The sequence below is a fragment of the Streptomyces sp. NPDC056883 genome (assembly GCF_042788835.1).
GTDB classification, from domain to species: Bacteria; Actinomycetota; Actinomycetes; order Streptomycetales; family Streptomycetaceae; genus Streptomyces; species Streptomyces stoeckheimensis.
Genome location: NZ_JBHUBS010000034.1, coordinates 24,723 through 43,646 on the forward strand (window position 1 = coordinate 24,723; position 18,924 = coordinate 43,646).

An 18,924-nucleotide genomic window follows, 5' to 3' on the forward strand; every position below is an offset into this window, starting at 1 on the left:
GGTGTTACCCGTTGGACCGAACCAAGAGAAAAAAGAGGGGAAAAAAAAAACGGAAGGTGGGGTGGGCGTCCCCCGACTGCCCCCCCCACACCGCGTACGTACGTACGACACACCACCCGGGGGTACCCATGTCCGCCATCGCCGCCCAGCTGTCCGATGCCCGGCTCTACCTGTGCACGGACGCCCGCAAGCGGCAGGGCGACCTCCCCGAGTTCCTGGACGCCGTCCTCGCCGGCGGGGTGGACATCGTCCAGCTCCGCGACAAGGGCATGGAGGCGGGCGAGGAGCTGGAGCACCTCCAGGTCTTCGCCGAAGCGGCCCGCCGCCACGGCAAGCTGCTCGCCGTCAACGACCGGGCCGACGTCGCGCACGCCATCGGCTCGGACGTGCTGCACCTCGGGCAGGGCGACATCCCGGTGCCCGCCGCCCGCGCCATCCTGGGCCAGGGGGTCCTCATCGGCCGCTCCTGCCACTCCGAGGCGGAGGTCGACGCGGCCGCCGCCGAGGCCGGCGTGGACTACTTCTGCACCGGCCCCTGCTGGCCCACCCCCACCAAGCCCGGCCGGTTCGCCCCCGGCCTCGGCCTCGTCCGGCACGCGGCCTCCCTCGCCCAGGACCGGCCGTGGTTCGCCATCGGCGGGATCGACGCGGGGAATCTGGACGAAGTACTGGACGCCGGCGCCTCCCGCGTCGTGGTCGTACGGGCCCTCACCGAGGCCTCCGACCCCGGCTCCGCCGCCGCCGACCTCGCCAAGCGGGTCCGCGCCCGGCTCGGCTAGCGGGCCCCGGGCGGCCCCGGCCGCCCGCCCCGCACCCACCCGGCGTCTCATTTCCGCGTCCAATCCGTGGACAACGCTTCGGTGGACACCGGACCGCGTCTAACCTCCCCGTATGGCCCTTGGTACCTCTTCCACCTGGTCGGACCGTGCACACACGGTCCGCGAGCTCATCGCGTCCGGGCGCTCGTACTCCTTCGAGTTCTGGGCCCCCAAGACGGAGAAGGGCGAGCGCAACCTCTGGAACGCGCTGCGCCGGGTCGAGGCCGTGGCCCCGAGCTTCGTCTCCGTCACCTACGGGGCCGGCGGCTCGACCCGCGGCGGCACCGTCCGGGCCACCGAGCAGATCGCCGCGGACACCACCCTGACCCCCGTCGCGCACCTCACCGCGGTCGACCACTCGGTCGCCGAGCTGCGCCACGTCATCGGCCAGTTCGCCGACGCCGGCATCCGCAACATGCTCGTCCTGCGCGGAGACCCGCCGGGCGACCCCATGGGCGAGTGGGTGGCGCACCCCGAGGGCGTGCACTACGCCGCGGACCTCGTCCGGCTCGTCAAGGAGTCCGGGGACTTCTGCGTGGGCGTCGCGGCCTTCCCCGAGATGCACCCGCGTTCTTCGGACTGGGACACGGACATCCGGCACTTCGTGGACAAGTGCCGCGCCGGCGCCGACTACGCCATCACGCAGATGTTCTTCGACCCGGAGAATTATCTGCGGCTGCGCGACAGCGTCGAAAAGGCGGGCTGCGAGACCCCGATCATCCCCGAGATCATGCCTGTTGTCGGCATCAAGCAGTTCGACCGACTGCCCCAGCTCACCAACGCAGTCTTCCCTGCGGACGTGAAAGAGCGCATGCTCGCGGTCAAGGACGACGCGGCCGCTGTACGCTCCATTGGCATCGAGTTCGCCACGGAGTTCTGCGCGCGGCTGCTGTCCGAGGGTGTCCCGGGGCTGCACTTCATCACGCTGAACAATTCCACGGCGACTCTCGAGATCTACGAGAACTTGGGCCTGCACCAGCGGGCCTGATCGGCCGGCCCCGTTCCCCCACGGGCGGGCGGCCGTACCGAGAGGGGCCCCGCATGGGAATGACGGTCCTCTACATCGCGTTCGGTTTCGTCGCGCTGTGGCTGCTTGCCGAGGTCCTGATGCAGTACAAGGCCCGGCTGCGCTGGCGCCTGCTCGCCTTCGCCGGCTTCGTCGGCGTGGTCGCCGGCGTCGTGCTGCCGTCGGTGCTCGTCATCGGGGCCGGCGCCGTCGCGTTCGCGATCGGCCAGACGCTGGTGACCCTCTCCTTCCGCAAGGGCTTCGTGTCCGGCTGGTCGCTGCGCCGGGGCAAGGCCCCCGAGCCCGAGCTGCCGCAGAGCCGGCGCCGCCGGGCCGGGGCCGGAGCGCGCCCGGAGCCGTCCCTGGAGGTGACGGCCCTGGAGTACGGGCCCGACCCGGCCGATGACGGGGACGGGGACGACGACTCTGCCGAGGACGCCAATGCGTTCACCGCGGGGGCCGTGCGCCAGCAGGTCCAGGGGTTCTACCCCCCGCAGCCGGCAGCCGACCCGTCCGGTGGGTACGGCGCCCAAGGCGAGACCAGCACCTTCGCCTCCCCGTTCACCCCCTTCGCCCCGGCCGAGCAGGACGCCCACCAGTACGCGGCGTACTACGACCCGCAGACCCAGGGCGGCTACGACTACACCACCGGCTATCCGGCCCCCGGCGAGCAGCAGGTCTACGCCGCCTACTCGGATCCGTACATCGGCACCGGCGGAACCGTCGCCCCGCAGCCGCCGTACGGCTACGAGGCCCCGTACGGCGGTTACGCCCCGGACCCGTACGCGACCGGGCAGCAGGAGCAGTACTCCATGGACACCCCGCCCGGCGGGGTCTGGGTCCCGCAGCAGCGCGACGCGAACCAGCCCTACCCGGCGGAGGAGCCGCAGCAGCAGCCGTACCCGTATCCGTACCAGGGCACCGGCGAGTACGAGCAGTACCGCTACTAGCCGCCCCGGCGGGTCGGCGGGCTAGCGGGCCGGGAGGCTAGCGGGAGCCGCGGAAGTCCGCGCCCTCCACGATCAGCCCGGCCACCAGGGCCCCCGTCATCCCGGCGTGCGCCAGACCGCCGCCCGGGTGCGCCCAGCCGCCGGCCAGGTACAGCCCGGGTACGCCGGTGGCGTTCGCGGGGTGCAGCAGCCGTCCCCCGGCACCGGCCAGCGAGGGCGCAGGCACCCGGCCGTCCACCGAGCCCGTGTCCGCGCCGACTTCGGCCGGGGTGCGCAGCTCGTGCCACAGCAGCCGCTCCCGCAGCCCGGGTACGGCCCGCGCGGCCGCCGTCAGCAGGTCCTCGGCTGTCGGAGCGGGCGCCGACCCCTCGGTCACCACGGCGTGCACGGTGACCGCCTCGTGCTCGGCGTCCGGCCGGGTGGCCGGGTCGTCGGGGCGCAGCACGGTCACCGGGCCCAGCAGCGTCCGGTGCGCGGCGTCCGCGTCCCGGGCTCCGCGCAGGGCGGCGAAGAGGGTGTACCAGCGGGCGGGTTCCGTGCCGACCGGCGCCGAGTCCAGGGCGGTCGGCATCTTCACGGGCCGGGGGTCGGCCGCGCAGACCACGTGGTCGGCCGTCACCTCGGTGCCGTCGGCCAGGCGCAGCCCGGCCGCCCGGCCGCCCTGCACGAGCACCTCCCGTACGGCCGCGCCGAACTCGAAGGCGACCTTCCGCTCCAGGCACCGCTCGTACACGGCGGTGGCCAGCTCGCGGACTCCGCCGCGCACGTACCAGCTGCCGAAGGTCTGCTCCATGTAGGGGAGCACCGTCGCCGAGGCGGGTGCGGTCGCCGGATCGACCCCGTACGCCCGTACGCGCGCGGTCAGCAGCTCGTCGAAGCCGCCGCCGCCGAGCTCGCGGGCGGCGACCTCGGCCAGGGTCGGCGGCCGGCGGCGCAGCAGCCCGCTCCCGCGCAGGGCGGGGTACGGATCGAGGCCCAGGACCGACCGGTCCTGCTTCAGCGGCTCCTCCAGGAGCGGCCGGCGGGTGGCGTCCCAGGCGTCCCGGGCGCGGCCCAGGACCGCGCTCCAGCGGTCCCCGGAGCCGGGTCCGAAGGCCGCGTCGACGGCGGCGGCCGCGCCGCCGTGCGAGCCGCCGGGGAAGGTGAGCGTGCGGCCGTCCGGGAGGACGTAGCGTACGGCGGGGTCGATCTGGACCAGCTCCGCGCACTCCTCCAGGGGGCGCTTGCCGGTCTTGACGAACAGATCGCGGTAGACGGCGGGCAGGTGCACCAGGCCGGGGCCGGTGTCGAAGACGAAGCCGTCGCGGGCGTACCGGCCGACGGCTCCGCCGTAGGTCGCCCCGCGCTCGTACACCGTCACCTGATGCCCGGCGACGGCCAGCCGTGCCGCCGTCGCCATCGCGCCCATCCCGGCGCCGATCACCGCAATTCGTGCCATGCGGCTGAGCCTATCGAGCGACGCGGGCCACTTCGGCGGCGAGTCTCTTCTCCTCGCGGCGCTGGGCGCGGCGGCGCAGGAAGCGGCGGATCTTGGCCCAGAGGTAGATCAGCAGGGCGAGTCCGATGATCAGCAGGACGGCGCAGATGATCGCGGCGGCCTCGGGATTGAACATCGCGAAGGTGACGATCCCGCCCACGCCGAGGTCCTCGGCGGTGCTCATGATGACGTTGCTGAACGGTTCGGGCGAGGTGTTGATCGCCATGCGCGTGCCGGCTTTGACGAAATGGCTGGCCAGGGCGGTGGATCCGCCGACCGCGCCGGCGGCGATGTCGGAGAGCGAGCCGCTCTGCCCGGCGAGCAATGCGCCGACCACCGCTCCGGACAGCGGGCGGATCACGGTGTGGACGGTGTCCCAGAGGGAGTCCACGTACGGGATCTTGTCGGCGACCGCCTCGCACAGGAAGAGGACGCCGGCCACGATCAGCACGTCGGTGCGCTGCAGGGACGCGGGGACCTCGTCGGTCAAACCGGTCCTGCCGAAGATGCCGAGCAGGAGGACCACGGCGTAAGCGTTGATCCCACTGGCCCAGCCGCTGGTGAAGACCAGGGGGAGCACACTCATCTGATCATCATGTCCCAAAAAGTGAGGGGACGGCCGCCTTTCGGCGGCCGTCCCCTCACCCGAGTCTGTCGGTGGGGCCTACTGCCCCTGTTCGTCACGGCGGCGCTGCCACCGTTCCTCGATCCGGGTCATCATCGACCGACGCTGCCGGTTCTGCCCTTGGGGCGAACCGCCTGCACTTCCGGAGGCGGGTTGCTCACCAGGCTTGGGTGCCTTGCGCCAACCGGTGACCACGAGCACCGTACAGCCCAGCATGACGAGGAATCCCACCACGCTGATCCACAGTACGTTCGGCACGATCACACCGGTCATGAGGAGCGCGATACCCACCACAATGCCTGCGACTGCCTGGTAGACCCGTCGCCGGGTGTACGTGCGCAGTCCGCTTCCCTCAAGCGCTGTAGCGAATTTGGGATCTTCGGCGTACAGCGCTCGCTCCATCTGCTCGAGCATTCGCTGCTCGTGCTCCGAGAGCGGCACGGGAGTCCTCCTCATCCGTCGGTCGCGGGGGGTAGCGACCAGGGGTCCCCTTCAGGATAGGCGGGGAATCGCCCCCGTGATACCCGCCCTCTACGCCACGTTCTAAAAAAACACTGCCCGTAAAAAGTACCGCTTGGGGAATGCTCAGCGCCGTCTTGAACGGCCCACTGAGGGCGTTATTCCCCAGAGGTCCGCTCGGCATGCCGGTCGCTGACCCCGATCATACGGGTCACGACCCCGGTTCGGAGGGTGAGTGGCTCACCGCGTTCCCGGAAGCTCCGCAGATCAGGCGGGCTTCTCGCCGAGGACGTGCAGCTGCGTGGCGACCGCGTGGAACGCCGGGAGCTCTGCGGCGGCCTCTTCCAGGCGCATCAGGGCCTCGACGGCACCCGGCTCGGTGTCGACCAGCACGCCGGGGACGAGGTCGGCGAAGATCCGCACCCCGTGCACCGCGCCCACGGCCAGACCCGCCTCGGAGACCAGCGCGGAGAGCTGCTCGGCGGTGAAGCGCCGCGGTACCGGATCGCCCGCGCCCCAGCGCCCGGCCGGGTCGGTCAGGGCCGTACGGGCCTCCGTGAAGTGCCCGGCCAGGGCGCGGGCCAGGACGGCCCCGCCGAGTCCGGCGCCGAGCAGGCTGAGGATGCCGCCGGGGCGCAGGGCGGCGACCGCGTTGGCCACACCCTCGGCCGGGTCGTCCACGTACTCCAGCACGCCGTGGCAGATCACCACGTCGTAGGAATCGCGCTCGACGACCTCGAGCAGACCCTGGGCGTCGCCCTGCACCCCGCGGACCAGATCGGCCACGCCGGCCTCGGCGACCCGGCGCTCCAGTCCGAACAGCGCGTTGGGGCTCGGGTCGACCACGGTGACCCGGTGGCCGAGGTGGGCCACCGGCACGGCGAACTTGCCGGTACCGCCGCCCGTGTCGAGCACGTCCAGCACGTCCCGCCCGGTCGCCTTCACCCGGCGGTCGAGCGCCTCCTTGAGGACCTCCCACACCACGGCGGTGCGGAGGGAGGCGCGGGGGCGGGAAGTGTCCGACACGGCTGATGGCTCCTCGGCACGTTGGGTGAGCGGTCGCTGCCCACCCTATTGCCTCCGGCTGCCGGGCAGGTCATCCCACGTCCGGACGCTCCGTCCGCGGCAGCGGCAGGCCTTGCGCGGGGCCGGCCGGCACCTGCGGGTGGAGCGAGAGCATCCGCTCCACCAGGCGCACGAACATCGCGACGGCACGCACCAGATCGTCCGCGTCCCGGCCGGTGGCCGCTCCCTCTATGCCGGCCTCCGCCCGTGCCCGGCGGGCGGCGCCGGAGGCGAAGAGCGCGCTCCACTCGGTCAGTTCGGGCGCTATCTCCGGGAGCACCTCCCACGCGCTGCGGATCCGCGGCCTGCGCCGGGGGTGCACCGGTTCGGGCCGCCCGCGCACGGCGAGCACGGCCGCGGCGGTGCGCAGCGCGGCGAGATGGGCGGTGGCGTACCGCTCGTTGGGCCGGGTCAGCCGGGCGGCTTCGGCCAGGCCCTCGTGGGCCTTGGCGAGCAGATCGAGGGCGGCGGGCGGTGCCGCCGACTTCCGGGGGACGGGGTGGACAGGGGACGGGGACGGTGTGGCCATGACGAACCTCCTGTCGTTGCGTGCGCATGGCGCTGCCTGGTGTAGCTCCTACACATCGAGCAAATCGAGCCGTTCTTACGTGTCCCCATCGTGACGGCCCCCACTGACAATCGCGCTGACCTGCTGTTTTGCCCCGTACTCAGGGGTGGTGGCCGGGCAACTGCCGCCCGGTGCGCAGCGGATGCCACCGAGGATGCTAGTTTTTGAACTGACCGGTCAGTTCAAAAGAAGGGGGAGGGTGTGGACAGCCCGCACGGCGCGGCCGTCAAGGCCGAGGACTTCGGAGTCAAGGGCCCGCGCGGCTGGGTGTTCCGGGGGATCGGCATCGACGCGGCGCCCGGCTCGCTCATCGCGGTCGAAGGCCCCTCCGGCAGCGGGCGGACCTGCCTGCTCCTCGCCCTCACCGGCCGGATGAAGCCCACCGAGGGCCACGCCGAGATCGGCCGCCACCGGCTGCCGAAGAAGATGGCCGCGGTCCGCCGCATCGCCGCCCTCGGCCCGGTGTCCGGGGTCAACGACCTCGATCAGGCCCTCACCGTCGCCGAGCAACTGCGCGAGGGAGCCCTGCTCCAGCGCCGCTACGACGGCCCGGTACGCGCCCTGCTCCGCCCGCGCGGCGAGCGGCGCGCCTCCACCGCGGCCCGGATCGACGCCGCCCTGGCCGCCGCCGGACTGGACGTGGCAACCCTGCCGAAGGGACCGCGCACCTCCGTGCGGGACCTGGAACGGCTGGAATCCGTACGGCTGTCGGTGGCCATCGCACTGCTCGGCGCACCGCGCCTGCTGGCCCTGGACGACCTGGACCTCAAGCTCTCGGACGCCGAGCGCGCCGAAGCCTGGGACCTGTTGCGCTCCCTCGCCGCCCGCGGGACCACCGTCCTCGCGGTGTGCAGCGAGGCCCCGTCCGACGCGATCGTCCTGCGCACCGGCCCGGCGGCGGAATCCGCTGCCGCTCCGGCCGCCGACCCGGCCGCGGGATCCCCCGTGGTGCCCCGGCCCATGGACTCCAAGGTCACCTGGGGCGCCCAGACCGCCGCCCCGCAGGACTCCGACGGCAACGCCGACACCGGTGCCGACACCGAGACCGGTGCCGACACCACGGCCGCCGCCCACGACTCGCACGACTCGCACGACACGAAGGGGGACGACGATGCGCTCGCCGAAGCTCGCCGCGCTTGAGCTGAAGCGGTTCGGGCGGGGGAAGCTGCCCCGGGCCGCCCTCGTCGCGCTGCTCCTGCTGCCGCTGCTCTACGGAGCCCTGTACCTCTGGTCCTTCTGGGACCCCTACAGCCGCCTCGACAAGGTGCCGGTCGCCCTCGTCAACTCCGACCGGGGCGCCACCGTCGACGGGAAGCAGATCGACGCCGGCGGCGAGATCACCCGCAAGCTGCACGACAGCAAGACCTTCGACTGGCGCGAGGTGAGCGCCGAAGAGGCGGCCAAGGGGCTGGAGAACGGCACCTACTACCTCTCCCTCACCATGCCCGCCGACTTCAGCTCGAAGATCGCCTCCAGCTCCGGCGAGGACCCCGCCACCGGAGCCCTCCAGGTCCGCACCAACGACGCGAACAACTACATCGTCGGCTCGATCTCCCGCACCGTCTTCTCCGAGGTCCGCTCGGCGGCGTCGACCAACGCCTCCCGCGGTTTCCTCGACAAGATCTTCGTCAACTTCTCCGACCTCCACGGCAAGACCGCCGAGGCCGCCGACGGAGCCGACAAGCTCACGGACGGGGCGGGCCGGGCCCAGAAGGGCGCCAAGGACCTCGCCGACGGCCTGGACACGGCGAAGGAGAAGAACGGCGAGCTCACCGGGGGGCTCAAGAAGCTGAACGGGGCCGCCGCACAGCTGGAAACGGGAACGAAGGACGTCGCGGCCGGTACCCAGAAGCTCGCCGACAAGGTCGGCGGCGTCGCGGACAAGGCCCGCCCCTTCCTGAAGGACCCCAAGAGCCTCGCGGACAGCGCCGAACTCGTCGCCGACACCGCCCAGGTCGTCGACAAGCACCTCGAAGCCTTCGCCAAGGCGGCCCCGGCCGCCGCCACCGTCACCCAGCGCGTCTCCACCGGCGCCGCCGACGTCTACGCGAAGACCTGCACCACCGGCGCGAAGCCGGTCCCGGCCACCTGCCCGCAGCTGAAGCGCCTCAAGGACGACGCCGCCGAAGCCGCCGAGCTCGCCGGTGACGTGGACACCCTGCTGGGGAACTCGAAGGGGGACCTCGCCACCCTCCACAAGCAGCTCGACGACCTGGAGCGCGAAGCCCGCCTCCTCGTCAAGAAGGCCCCCGGCCTCTCGTCGGACCTCGAAGCGGCGGTCGCCCAGGTGAACGCCCTCAACGACGGCGCCCACAAGGTCTCCGACGGCATGGCCCGGCTGCACACCGGCATCGGCTCCGCCACCGAGGGCTCCGGCGCACTCGGCGTGGGCGTCGGCAAGCTCGGCGTCGGCGCGCACGACCTCGACGGCGGCCTCGTCAAGCTCGTCGACGGCAACGGCGAACTCGCCGGCGGCCTGCACGACGGCGCGGCCAAGATCCCGGCCTACGACCAGCAGCAGCGCGACGCCCGCACCGAGGTCATGGCCGACCCGGTCCGGCTCGCCAACCAGTCCCTGCACAAGGCGCCCAACTACGGCACCGGCTTCGCCCCGTACTTCATCCCGCTCTCCCTCTGGGTCGGCGCGATGGTCGCCTACATGCTGATCGCACCGCTGAACCGGCGCGCGCTCGCCACCGGAGCCTCGCCCTGGCGGATCGCCCTCGCGGGCTGGCTGCCCGTGGCCGGGATCGGCGCCGCGCAGGTGGGCGCACTGATGTCCGTACTCCACTGGGGACTCGGCCTGCAGATGGCCCGGCCGGCGCTCACCGTCGGCTTCCTGATGCTGGTCACCGGGTGCTTCGCCGCGATCGTCCAGTGGCTCAACGCCAAGTTCGGCGCCGCCGGGCGGATCCTGGTCCTGGCCGTCCTGATGCTCCAGCTCACCTCGGCGGGCGGCACCTACCCCGTCCAGACCAGCCCCGGCTTCTTCAACGCCATCCACCCCTACCTGCCGATGTCGTACGTGGTCGAGAGCCTGCGCCGGCTCATCACCGGCGGCGACCTGGCCCCGGTCTGGCAGGGCTGCGCGGTCCTCACCGCCTTCACGCTGGGCGCCCTCGCACTGACCGCCCTCGCCGCCCGCGGCAAGCAGGTGTGGACGATGGACCGGCTGCGCCCGGAACTGAGCCTGTAGCCCGGAGAGACAGGTCGACCTGTGAGAATCAGCGCCATGGAAAGCAGCAGCACCGGTACGGTCGCGGGCGGCGGCCGCCGCCAGGCCACACGGCAGAAGCTCTACGAAGCAGCCGTCACCCTCATAGCGGAGCAGGGCTTCTCCGCGACCACGGTCGAGGAGATCGCCGAGCGGGCGGGCGTGGCGAAGGGCACCGTCTACTACAACTTCGCCAGCAAGAACGACCTCTTCGAGGAGCTGCTGAGGCACGGGGTCGGACTCCTGACCGAGTCCCTGCGGACGGCGGCGGAATCGACCGAGGCCAGGGGCGGGACCCGGGTCGAGGCGCTCGACGAGATGATCCGGGCCGGGCTGGTCTTCATCGACCGGTACCCCGCCTTCACCCAGCTCTACGTCGCCGAGCTGTGGCGCACCAACCGGACCTGGCAGTCCACCCTGATGGTCGTCCGGCGGGAGGCCGTCGCCGTCGTGGAGACGGTGCTGCGGGAAGGCGTGGAACGGGGTGAGCTCAGCGCGGAGATCGACGTACCGCTGACGGCCGCGGCGCTGGTGGGGATGGTGCTGGTGGCGGCGCTCGACTGGCAGTCGTTCCAGAGCGAGCGGTCGCTGGACGACGTGCACTCGGCGCTGTCGCTGCTGCTGCGGGGCCGGGTGAGCGGGAACCGCTGACGCTGACGGGTGACCCGATCGGCGGTGCCGCGGGGGCGGTGGGGCCGCGTAGAACTGGTGGGGCGGGTGAGTATCCGTACCTAGACGCGGAAATGAGTACCTGCGCGGATGGGGTGCTGCATGTCGGCACGCCAGACTGGGGGCAACGGACAGGGACCCGGCTCGCACCGCCGGCACGGGGCGGCAGGTGCGGATCGGGTCTCTCTGGCCGACGGGGTGGGAACACGGCGGAGGCCGGGGCTCGGGGGGATCGAGCCCCGGCCTCGGCCTTTCCCCGTCCGGGGCCCGAACCCCGGCCCCCGGCTGCGGCCCTGACCCGGCTGCGGGTGTGCCGCTGCGCGGGGCGGAGTTCCCCTACCCGCCCTTCCACCGTTCCCCGGGCTCCGCCCGGACCCGTTGCCGCGTGCGGCGCCGTTGCCGGGGGCCAGCCCCCGGACCCCCGCTCCTCAAACGCCGGAGGGGCTGGATGTGGCCGGGGCTGGATTGCCCGCAGGGCAATTCCAGCCCCGCCGGCGTTTGAGGCGCGGGGTCCGGGGCGGAGCCCCGGGGAACGGGCGAAGGGCGGGTAGGGGACAGCCCCGCAGGGAGCCGCCCCCCGACCCGCCGTCAGCCGCGGCCGCGGAGCGGGATCCGGGCCCGTGCCCGGGACGCCGAGTCCGCGAAACGGCTCGTCAGGGCCGACCAACGGGCCGAGGCGGCCCAGCCGACTCGCGCCGCCGAGCGGGGGAAGAACAGCGCGCGCAGCCGCGCCCGGCGGGACACGCCGGCGAGGAGCCCGGCGCGGGCCAGCAGGACGTCCTGTGCCAGCTCCCCGTAAGGGGGCTCCGCACCCGGCGGTGCGTACAGCTCCCGCTCCACCGCGCCCGCGACCCGCCGTACGGCATCGGCCGCCGCCGGATCCAGCCGGCCCAGGGACACCACCCGGTCCGCCGCCCCCCGCGGGGACAGCGCCTCGTCCGGGACGATCCCGACGTCCCACGCCGCGTCGCCCAGCTCCCGCCAGGCGGCCAGGACCTGCCGCGATCCGAGCCGCCGGGCCCGCAGCCGCCCGCGCCACAGGAACGGGAGGAGCGGCAGGGCCAGCAGCAGGATGCCCGCGGCCGTCCAGGCCAGGACCGTGCCCGCCGAGGGGCCGCCGCCGCCCGCGCCCGTGTTCCGCTGCGCCGCGGCCGGACCGCACTCGCCCAGCTTCTTCTGGTCCGCGGGGCAGTCGTCGGCCGTCGAGGGCCCGGCCGAAGGCTGCGCCGCGCTCGCCGACGGGGCCGCCGTCGGCGCGCTCGGCTGCGTCTGCGGGGTGGCGGGCCGACTGTAGTCCGGCACCGTGATGCCCGACCGGGGCGTCGGCTCGAAGCGGGTCCAGCCCACGCCCTCGAAGTACAGCTCCGGCCAGGCGTGCGCGTCCCTCATCGAGACGTTGACGGAGCCGTCGGACTGCTTCACCCCGGGCGTGAACCCGACCGCGACCCGCGCCGGGATCCCGAGCGTGCGCGCCATCGACGCCATCGAGAAGGCGAAGTGGACGCAGAAGCCCTCCTTGTCGGCGAGGAACTTGGCGATGGCCTGCGAGCCCGTACCCGAGGAGACCTTGGTGTCGTAGCGGAACCCGCCGCTCACCGCGAAGTAGTCCTGGAGCTTGACCGCCGCCGAGTAGTCGTCCTTCGTGCCGCGGGTCACCTCGCGGGCCGTCTGCACGACGACCGCCGGCAGGTTGTCCGGCACCTTCGTGTACTCGGCCGCGATCTCCGGATTCGCCGCCGGTGCACTGCGCAGCTGCTCCGCCGTCGGGTTCAGCAGCAGGCTCCGCACCGTGTACTGCACGCCCTGGGCGTTCTGGAACTTGTCCTTGCCCAGCTGGTCCCCGACGAGCGTGCGCCCGGCCGGCTCGAACCGCCACTTCCCGGTGATGTCCACGCCCATCGCCGGATACGGCATCGGCAGGTAGCGCTGCGCGTACGTCTGCGCCGAGGAGATGAAGGTCTGCACCTCGGTCGCGCCGTTCAGCACGCCGTCGCTCACCCCGGGCGGATTCGGCATCCGCTTCGGCACGTCCGTCAGGGCGCGCCCCGAGGCCTCCCACTTGATGCCGTTGAACTCGTCCAGCGCCAGGATCCGCAGGTACTGCTCGCTGAGCTCCGGGCTGTCCGTGCGGTACCGCAGCACCACCCGGTTGTCCTGGGTGTTCAGGCTGCTCTGCAGGGAGACCAGCGGGTTGACCGCCTGGATCGACGGGCCGAGGCCGTTGCCCTCGCCCTCGCCCGGGCCGCCGCCCGTGCCCAGGAGTCCGCTGCCCAGCGAGGGCAGCACCGCCGGCACCGCCAGTGCCAGACCCAGCGCGACCGCGCCGATCCGCCGCCCGGTGCGGACCGGGGCGAGCGCCTGGCCGCCGCCCGAGTACCCGGCCGCCACTTTCCCGCGAGGAGCCGCGCCGAAGACCCGCCCCCACTGTGCGAGCCGGTCGCGGCCCTCGGCCAGGAGGAGGAGCAGGTAGCCGCAGCCGGCCAGCAGGAAGGAGATCCAGGAGGCGCCGCCGGAGCCGACGGCCGCGCCCGACAGGCCCGCCGCCACGGAGTACAGCGCGAGCAGCGGGAGCCCGGCCGCGGCGGCCGTCCGTACGGTCACCGCCAGCAGGTCCACCAGCAGCCCGATCAGCAGCACCCCGGACACCAGCAGCAGCCGGATCCCGTCCGTCAGCGGGGCCGGCATCGCGAACTCGTTCACGTCCTGCACGCCCTGGCGGAACAGTGCGCCGAAGTCCGTCACGAGGTAGTCCAGCAGCCCGTCGCCCTCGGCGGACTGCATCTTCCCGCCGAACAGCAGCATCAGCGCCACCAGCGACACCAGGACCTGCGCCGCCACGGTCAGCGTCCGGGCCAGCGGTACCCGCCGCGCCCCCGCGCCCACCGCGCTCTGCAGCGCCAGCAGCAGCGCCGCCTGCGGCATCCAGCCGCCCGATTCCACCAGCGGGTCCAGCGACCAGGCGGTGAACAGCGTCGCCAGAGCCGCGAAGACCGTCAGTCTCGCCCGCCCGCTCATCCCCAGCCCCCCGCCGAACCCGAACCGCCTGCCGTGCCGATCGGCGCGTTGCCCGCCTGACGCCACAGCTCCCCGAAGGGCATCCCGGGCGGGGCGGCCAGCGCCGTCCAGCCCGCGTCGCGCAGCCCGGCCAGGCGCTCCTCCAGCGGAGGCAGTCCCTGTGCCATGACCGAAGCCAGCCCCTGCGGCCGCCCGGACCAGTCCGCGGAGTCCAGTACGAACGCCACGGCACCGCCGCCGCGCCGGCACATCTTGGCCGCCAGCCCCGTCTGTACGGTGTCCAGGTCTCCGAAGAAGGCGATGAGGAGCCCGTCCCCGCCCGCTCCGCCGAAGCCGCTGCCGGCGCCGTTGCTGCGTACCGCGTCGCAGGCCCGCGAGAGGCCCGCGCCGTCGGAGTGGCCGACCACCGCGAGGGTGTCCATCATCAGCCCCGCCGCCTCGGCGGACTCCTGGCCGCCTGAGGTGAAGCCGCCGCCTTCGCGGGGCACGCAGTCCCCGGTGTCGGTCAGCAGCCGCACCGAGAAGCCCTGCTCCAGCAGGTGCACCAAGGTCGACGCGGCGGCCGAGACGGCCCATTCGAAGGCTGAGTCGGGGCCGGCGCCCTCGTAGGCGAGGCGCCGGGTGTCCAGCAGCACGGTGGCCCGGCTGCGCTGCGGCTGCTCCTCGCGGCGCACCATCAGCTCGCCGTAGCGGGCGGTGGAGCGCCAGTGCACGCGGCGCAGGTCGTCGCCGCGCCGGTAGCCGCGCGGGATCACGTCGTCCTCGCCCGCCAGGGCCAGCGAGCGGCGGCTGCCGTCGCCGTAGCCGGAGGACTCGCCGGTGAAGCGCACCAGGGGCAGGGCCTCGGTGCGCGGGATGACGGTGAGGGTGTCGTACGCGGAGAAGGAGCGGGTCAGCTCGACCAGCCCGAAGGGGTCGGTGAGCCGCAGCTGGAGCGGGCCCAGCGGGTAGCGGCCGCGCAGGTCGGAGCGGACCCGGTAGGACACCTCGCGGCGGCCGCCCGGCTCCACCCGGTCCAGGACGAAGCGCGGCCGGGGCCCCAGGACGTACGGCACCCGGTCCTGGAGCATCAGCAGCCCGGTCGGCATCCGGGAGGTGTTGTCGAGCCGCAGCTGCACCCGGGCCTCGGAGCCGGCGGGCACCCGCATCGGGGTCAGCCGGCGGGTGCCGGAGACCCGGTGGCGGGTGCGGTGCAGGGCCAGGACGCAGAGCAGCGGCAGCACGGCGAGCAGCAGTCCGACCCGGAGCAGCTCGGACTGGCCGAGGACGTAGGCGCACAGCCCGGCGGCGATCCCGGCGGCCAGGAAGGACCGGCCGCGGGTGGTCAGCCCGGACAGCGACGCGCGCAGCCCGCCACCGCCCTCCGGACCCCGGCCGCCCGCACCGTGCGGGGCGCCGGCGCTCATCAGAAGCCCCGGATGCCCGCGCCGGGCGGGATCTCGCCGCGGGACTGCGCAGCCGGTACGGGGGTGCGCTGGAGGATGTCGGCGACGACCTGCTCGGCGGTGCGCCGGCTCAGCTGGGCCTGCGCGGTGGGCAGCAGCCGGTGCGCGAGCACCGGTCCGGCCAGGGCCTGCACGTCGTCGGGCAGTACGTAGTCGCGGCCGGCCAGTGCGGCGGAGGCCTTGACGGCCCGCAGCAGGTGCAGGGTGGCGCGGGGCGAGGCGCCCAGGCGCAGGTCCGGGTGGCTGCGGGTGGCCGAGACCAGGTCGACGACGTAGCGCCGTACGGGCTCGGCCACGTACACCTCGCGGACGGCTTCGATGAGCTTGCCGATGTCGTGGGCGTGCGCGACGGCCGTCAGGTCGTCGAGCGGGGAGAGCCCGCCGTGCACGTCGAGCATCCGCAGCTCGGCCTCGGGGCTGGGGTAGCCCACCGAGACCCGGGCCATGAAGCGGTCGCGCTGGGCCTCGGGGAGGGGGTAGGTGCCCTCCATCTCCACCGGGTTCTGGGTGGCGACCACCATGAAGGGGCTCGGCAGCGTGTAGGTGGTGCCGTCGATGGTGACCTGGCGCTCCTCCATCGACTCCAGCAGCGCGGACTGGGTCTTGGGGGAGGCGCGGTTGATCTCGTCGCCGATGACGATCTGCGCGAAGATCGCGCCCGGCTTGAACTCGAACTCCCGGCGCTGCTGGTCGTAGATGCTCACGCCGGTGATGTCCGAGGGCAGCAGGTCCGGGGTGAACTGGATGCGCTGCACCGAACAGTCGATGGACTTGGCGAGGGCCTTGGCCAGCATCGTCTTGCCGACGCCGGGAACGTCCTCGATCAGCAGGTGACCCTCGGCGAGCAGGACGGTCAGCGCGAGGCGGACCACTTCCGGCTTGCCCTCGATCACGCTTTCGATCGATTCCCGCACCTGCTGCGCCGTGCTGGTCAGATCCGCGAGGCTCGCTCGGTCGTCATACGTGGTCACCTGGTTCTCCTCGACCCTTTCCCAGGGCCGGCGCCCCACGGCGCATGACCGGCCCACCCCGAAACACCTCAGAAACCGCGAGCATCAAGAACGCGATCACCGGCCCGGAAGGCTTCTTCCGGGTGACGTCTCCCCGCATTCTTGACGGGCTTGGCCCTGGTGTCACTCAAGAGGTGGGATCGATCTCCCGCAGGAGGCCGGTGTGCACGTCGAAGACGAAGCCTCGCACATCGTCCTTGTGGGGCAGGAAGGGGTTCGTACGGACCCGCTGCATGGACTGGCGGACGTCCTGGTCCACGTCACGGAAGGCCTCGACGGCCCAGGCGGGACGCTGGCCGACCTCGTCCTCCAGCTCGTGCCGGAAGTCCTCGGTCAGGCTTTCGAGACCGCAGCCGGTGTGGTGGATGAGTATCACCGTGCGGGTGCCGAGCGCCCGCTGGCTGATGGTGAGGGAGCGGATGGTGTCGTCGGTGACGACCCCGCCGGCGTTGCGGATCGTGTGACAGTCGCCCAGCTCCAGGCCGAGGGCGGCGTGCAGGTCGAGGCGGGCGTCCATACAGGCCACCACGGCCACCTGGAGGACCGGACGGGCGTCCATGCCGGGGTCGGTGAACTTCGCGGCGTAGGCGCGGTTCAGTTCCACGAGCCGGTCGGTGGTGGGGGAACCCGCCTGGGGAAGGTGGGCGGACTCGGCGGGCAGGGATGCGGAAGTCGTCATGGTTACGACGTTAGTGGTCACAGGGCGTATGAGCATCGAGTGAGGGTGGACAAAGAAGGTCACCTGAACCTGTTGTGAGCTAACCCACAGGGGTGAGGCGCACGGGGCCGACCGGGTGATTCGCGGCTTTTGCCGCTTCGGTCACAGCGGGGCGCACGGCGCGCGGGGCGGTTCGTTGACCGCGGCGACCGTTGCACTAAAGTGACGCGAACCGGCCGGAGCCCGGCCCTGACCGGCCGCCCGGCCCTTTGGTAAGACTCCGCGTGCGCGGCGCGGCGTATGCCTGCCGCGCCGTTATCTGAGAGGGCGCTTTGACTAGCGAGTCCCGACACGTCCCGGTGATGCTCCAGCGGTGCCTGGACCTGTTGGCCCCGGCACTGGAGAGGCCCGGGGCCGTCGTCGTCGACTGCACCCTCGGGCTCGGCGGGCACAGCGAGGCCCTGCTCACCCGGTTCCCCGAGGCCCACCTGATCGGCCTGGACCGCGACAAGGAAGCCCTGCGCCTCTCCGGGGAGCGCCTCGCGCCCTTCGGGGACCGGGTCACCCTCGTCCACGCCATCTACGCCGACCTGGCCGACGTACTCGACGGCCTGCGCATCCCCACCGTGCAGGGCATCCTCTTCGACCTCGGCGTCTCCTCCATGCAGCTGGACGAGGCCGACCGCGGCTTCGCCTACGCGCAGGACGCCCCGCTCGACATGCGCATGGACCAGACGACGGGCATCAGCGCGGCCGAGGTCCTCAACACCTACGCGCCCGGCGAGCTGGTCCGCATCCTGCGCCAGTACGGCGAGGAGAAGCAGGCCAAGCGGATCGTGTCCGCGGTCGTGCGCGAGCGGGACAAGGACCCCTTCACCAACAGTGCGCGCCTCGTCGAACTGATCCGCGACTCCCTGCCGCAGGCGGCGAAGCGGACCGGCGGCAACCCGGCCAAGCGCACCTTCCAGGCCCTGCGCATCGAGGTCAACGGCGAGCTGTCCGGACTGGAGCAGGCGATCCCCGCGGCCGTGGACCGGATCGCGGTCGGCGGCCGGATCGTGGTGCTCTCGTACCAGTCGCTGGAGGACCGCCTCGTCAAGCAGGTCTTCGCGGCCGGCGCGGCCTCGACGGCCCCGCCCGGGCTGCCGGTCGTACCGGAGAAGTACCAGCCGAAGCTGAAGCTGCTGACGCGCGGTGCGGAGCTGCCGACCGAGGAGGAGATCGCGGAGAACCGGCGTGCGGCGCCCGCCCGCTGCCGCGGGGTGGAACGCATTCGGGAGGCGCGGCTGTGAAACGCCTGGGGCGGGTGCTGGGGGGACCGGTCGCCGGACAGGCGGCGCGGACCCCGTTCGTCCTGCTGGTCGTGGCGCTGCTCGGCGGCGGGCTGATCAGCCTGCTGCTGCTGAACTCGGCGCTGAACCAGGGCTCCTTCCAGCTGAGCAAGCTGAAGCGGGAGACCACCACGCTCACGGACGAGGAGCAGGCGCTGCAGCGGGACGTGGACGGCTACTCGGCGCCCGACGCGTTGCAGCGGCGGGCGCACGAGCTGGGTCTCGTCCCCGGTGGCAGCCCGGTGTTCATCGGGCCGGACGGCAAGGTCGCCGGGACCGCTTCGCCGGCCGCCGAGCCGCCGCCCCCGTCTCCTCCGGCGCCGCCGGCGTCCGTCGCGCCGGTCTCGCCCTCCCCGGGCGGGGCCGTCCCCAGCCCGGCCGGGTCCCCGGACCCGGTGCCCTCGGGCGCCGCCGCTCCGGCCCCCTCCTCCGCGCCGTCGGGCGGCGCCCCCCAGCCCTCCCAGACACCTGGACGGTGACGTCGTGACGCGTACCCCTGCGGGGCCGGTCCCCTACCCGCCCTTCCACCGTTCCCCGGGCTCCGCCCGGACCCTTTCCACGTGCGGCGCCGTGCCCGGGGGCCAGCCCCCGGACCCCCGCTCCTCAAACGCCGG

Annotated in this window: 17 protein-coding genes; 8 read left to right on the forward strand and 9 right to left on the reverse strand. The window is 73.0% G+C overall.

The window, feature by feature from the left end; genetic code table 11:
* The first annotated feature begins 128 nt into the window (after positions 1–128).
* The 3 genes from thiE (at position 129) to ACFRU2_RS40830 (ending at position 2,774) form a co-directional block, all read left to right on the forward strand.
* Positions 129–779, forward strand: coding sequence for a thiamine phosphate synthase (gene thiE / locus ACFRU2_RS40820; RefSeq protein ID WP_382981376.1), 651 nt, complete (start codon positions 129–131; stop codon positions 777–779).
* Positions 780–891: 112 nt separating this feature from the next.
* Complete coding sequence (gene metF, locus ACFRU2_RS40825) at positions 892–1,806, forward strand: methylenetetrahydrofolate reductase [NAD(P)H] (RefSeq protein ID WP_382981377.1); 915 nt, start codon at positions 892–894, stop codon at positions 1,804–1,806.
* Positions 1,807–1,859: 53 nt separating this feature from the next.
* Positions 1,860–2,774, forward strand: a complete 915-nt coding sequence (locus tag ACFRU2_RS40830; protein WP_382981378.1) for a hypothetical protein — start codon at positions 1,860–1,862, stop codon at positions 2,772–2,774.
* Between the two features lie 37 nt (positions 2,775–2,811).
* On the opposite strand, the gene ACFRU2_RS40835 is transcribed toward ACFRU2_RS40830, so the two are convergent.
* The 5 genes from ACFRU2_RS40835 to ACFRU2_RS40855 all read right to left on the reverse strand — a co-directional run bounded on the left by ACFRU2_RS40835 (position 2,812) and on the right by ACFRU2_RS40855 (position 6,929).
* The gene (locus ACFRU2_RS40835; protein ID WP_382981379.1) at positions 2,812–4,212 is read right to left on the reverse strand and encodes a phytoene desaturase family protein; all 1,401 of its coding nucleotides are present in this window, start codon (positions 4,210–4,212) and stop codon (positions 2,812–2,814) included.
* A 10-nt stretch (positions 4,213–4,222) separates the two neighbouring features.
* On the reverse strand, positions 4,223–4,837 hold the full coding sequence (locus ACFRU2_RS40840; protein ID WP_382981380.1) for a DUF4126 domain-containing protein: 615 nt from the start codon (positions 4,835–4,837) through the stop codon (positions 4,223–4,225).
* A gap of 78 nt (positions 4,838–4,915) precedes the next feature.
* On the reverse strand, positions 4,916–5,317 hold the full coding sequence (locus tag ACFRU2_RS40845; protein WP_266909422.1) for a DUF3040 domain-containing protein: 402 nt from the start codon (positions 5,315–5,317) through the stop codon (positions 4,916–4,918).
* A 285-nt stretch (positions 5,318–5,602) separates the two neighbouring features.
* On the reverse strand, positions 5,603–6,361 hold the full coding sequence (locus ACFRU2_RS40850) for a methyltransferase (protein ID WP_250743735.1): 759 nt from the start codon (positions 6,359–6,361) through the stop codon (positions 5,603–5,605).
* 70 nt (positions 6,362–6,431) lie between these two features.
* On the reverse strand, positions 6,432–6,929 hold the full coding sequence (locus tag ACFRU2_RS40855; RefSeq protein WP_382981381.1) for an SAV_6107 family HEPN domain-containing protein: 498 nt from the start codon (positions 6,927–6,929) through the stop codon (positions 6,432–6,434).
* A gap of 240 nt (positions 6,930–7,169) precedes the next feature.
* On the opposite strand from ACFRU2_RS40855, the gene ACFRU2_RS40860 reads away from it, so the two are divergent.
* From ACFRU2_RS40860 to ACFRU2_RS40870, 3 genes are read left to right on the forward strand one after another with little or no spacing between them, the layout of a single operon-like run.
* On the forward strand, positions 7,170–8,108 hold the full coding sequence (locus ACFRU2_RS40860; protein WP_382981382.1) for an ATP-binding cassette domain-containing protein: 939 nt from the start codon (positions 7,170–7,172) through the stop codon (positions 8,106–8,108).
* On the forward strand, positions 8,080–10,164 hold the full coding sequence (locus ACFRU2_RS40865) for a YhgE/Pip family protein (protein WP_382981383.1): 2,085 nt from the start codon (positions 8,080–8,082) through the stop codon (positions 10,162–10,164). Before ACFRU2_RS40860 ends, ACFRU2_RS40865 begins: the two co-directional genes overlap by 29 nt.
* Positions 10,165–10,185: 21 nt before the next feature.
* On the forward strand, positions 10,186–10,833 hold the full coding sequence (locus ACFRU2_RS40870; protein WP_323182688.1) for a TetR/AcrR family transcriptional regulator: 648 nt from the start codon (positions 10,186–10,188) through the stop codon (positions 10,831–10,833).
* A 606-nt stretch (positions 10,834–11,439) separates the two neighbouring features.
* On the opposite strand, the gene ACFRU2_RS40875 is transcribed toward ACFRU2_RS40870, so the two are convergent.
* From ACFRU2_RS40875 to ACFRU2_RS40890, 4 genes are all read right to left on the reverse strand, one after another.
* Positions 11,440–13,866: a transglutaminaseTgpA domain-containing protein gene (locus ACFRU2_RS40875; protein ID WP_382981384.1), complete on the reverse strand. Its 2,427-nt coding sequence runs from the start codon at positions 13,864–13,866 to the stop codon at positions 11,440–11,442.
* Entirely contained in the window at positions 13,863–15,272 is a 1,410-nt protein-coding gene (locus tag ACFRU2_RS40880) for a DUF58 domain-containing protein (protein WP_382981385.1), read from the reverse strand. Before ACFRU2_RS40880 ends, ACFRU2_RS40875 begins: the two co-directional genes overlap by 4 nt.
* The gene (locus ACFRU2_RS40885; RefSeq protein WP_351384448.1) at positions 15,272–16,282 is read right to left on the reverse strand and encodes a MoxR family ATPase; all 1,011 of its coding nucleotides are present in this window, start codon (positions 16,280–16,282) and stop codon (positions 15,272–15,274) included. Before ACFRU2_RS40885 ends, ACFRU2_RS40880 begins: the two co-directional genes overlap by 1 nt.
* Positions 16,283–16,448: 166 nt before the next feature.
* Positions 16,449–17,000 carry a beta-class carbonic anhydrase gene (locus tag ACFRU2_RS40890; protein ID WP_382981386.1) on the reverse strand — a complete coding sequence of 184 codons (552 nt, stop codon included), beginning with the start codon at positions 16,998–17,000 and terminating at the stop codon, positions 16,449–16,451.
* A 341-nt stretch (positions 17,001–17,341) separates the two neighbouring features.
* Here ACFRU2_RS40890 and rsmH point away from each other — a divergent pair, with 341 nt between their 5' ends.
* Together rsmH and ACFRU2_RS40900 are read left to right on the forward strand one after the other, a co-directional pair.
* The gene (rsmH, locus tag ACFRU2_RS40895) at positions 17,342–18,271 is read left to right on the forward strand and encodes a 16S rRNA (cytosine(1402)-N(4))-methyltransferase RsmH (protein ID WP_382981390.1); all 930 of its coding nucleotides are present in this window, start codon (positions 17,342–17,344) and stop codon (positions 18,269–18,271) included.
* Positions 18,268–18,789, forward strand: coding sequence for a hypothetical protein (locus ACFRU2_RS40900; RefSeq protein ID WP_382981387.1), 522 nt, complete (start codon positions 18,268–18,270; stop codon positions 18,787–18,789). Before rsmH ends, ACFRU2_RS40900 begins: the two co-directional genes overlap by 4 nt.
* Positions 18,790–18,924: the final 135 nt, after the last annotated feature.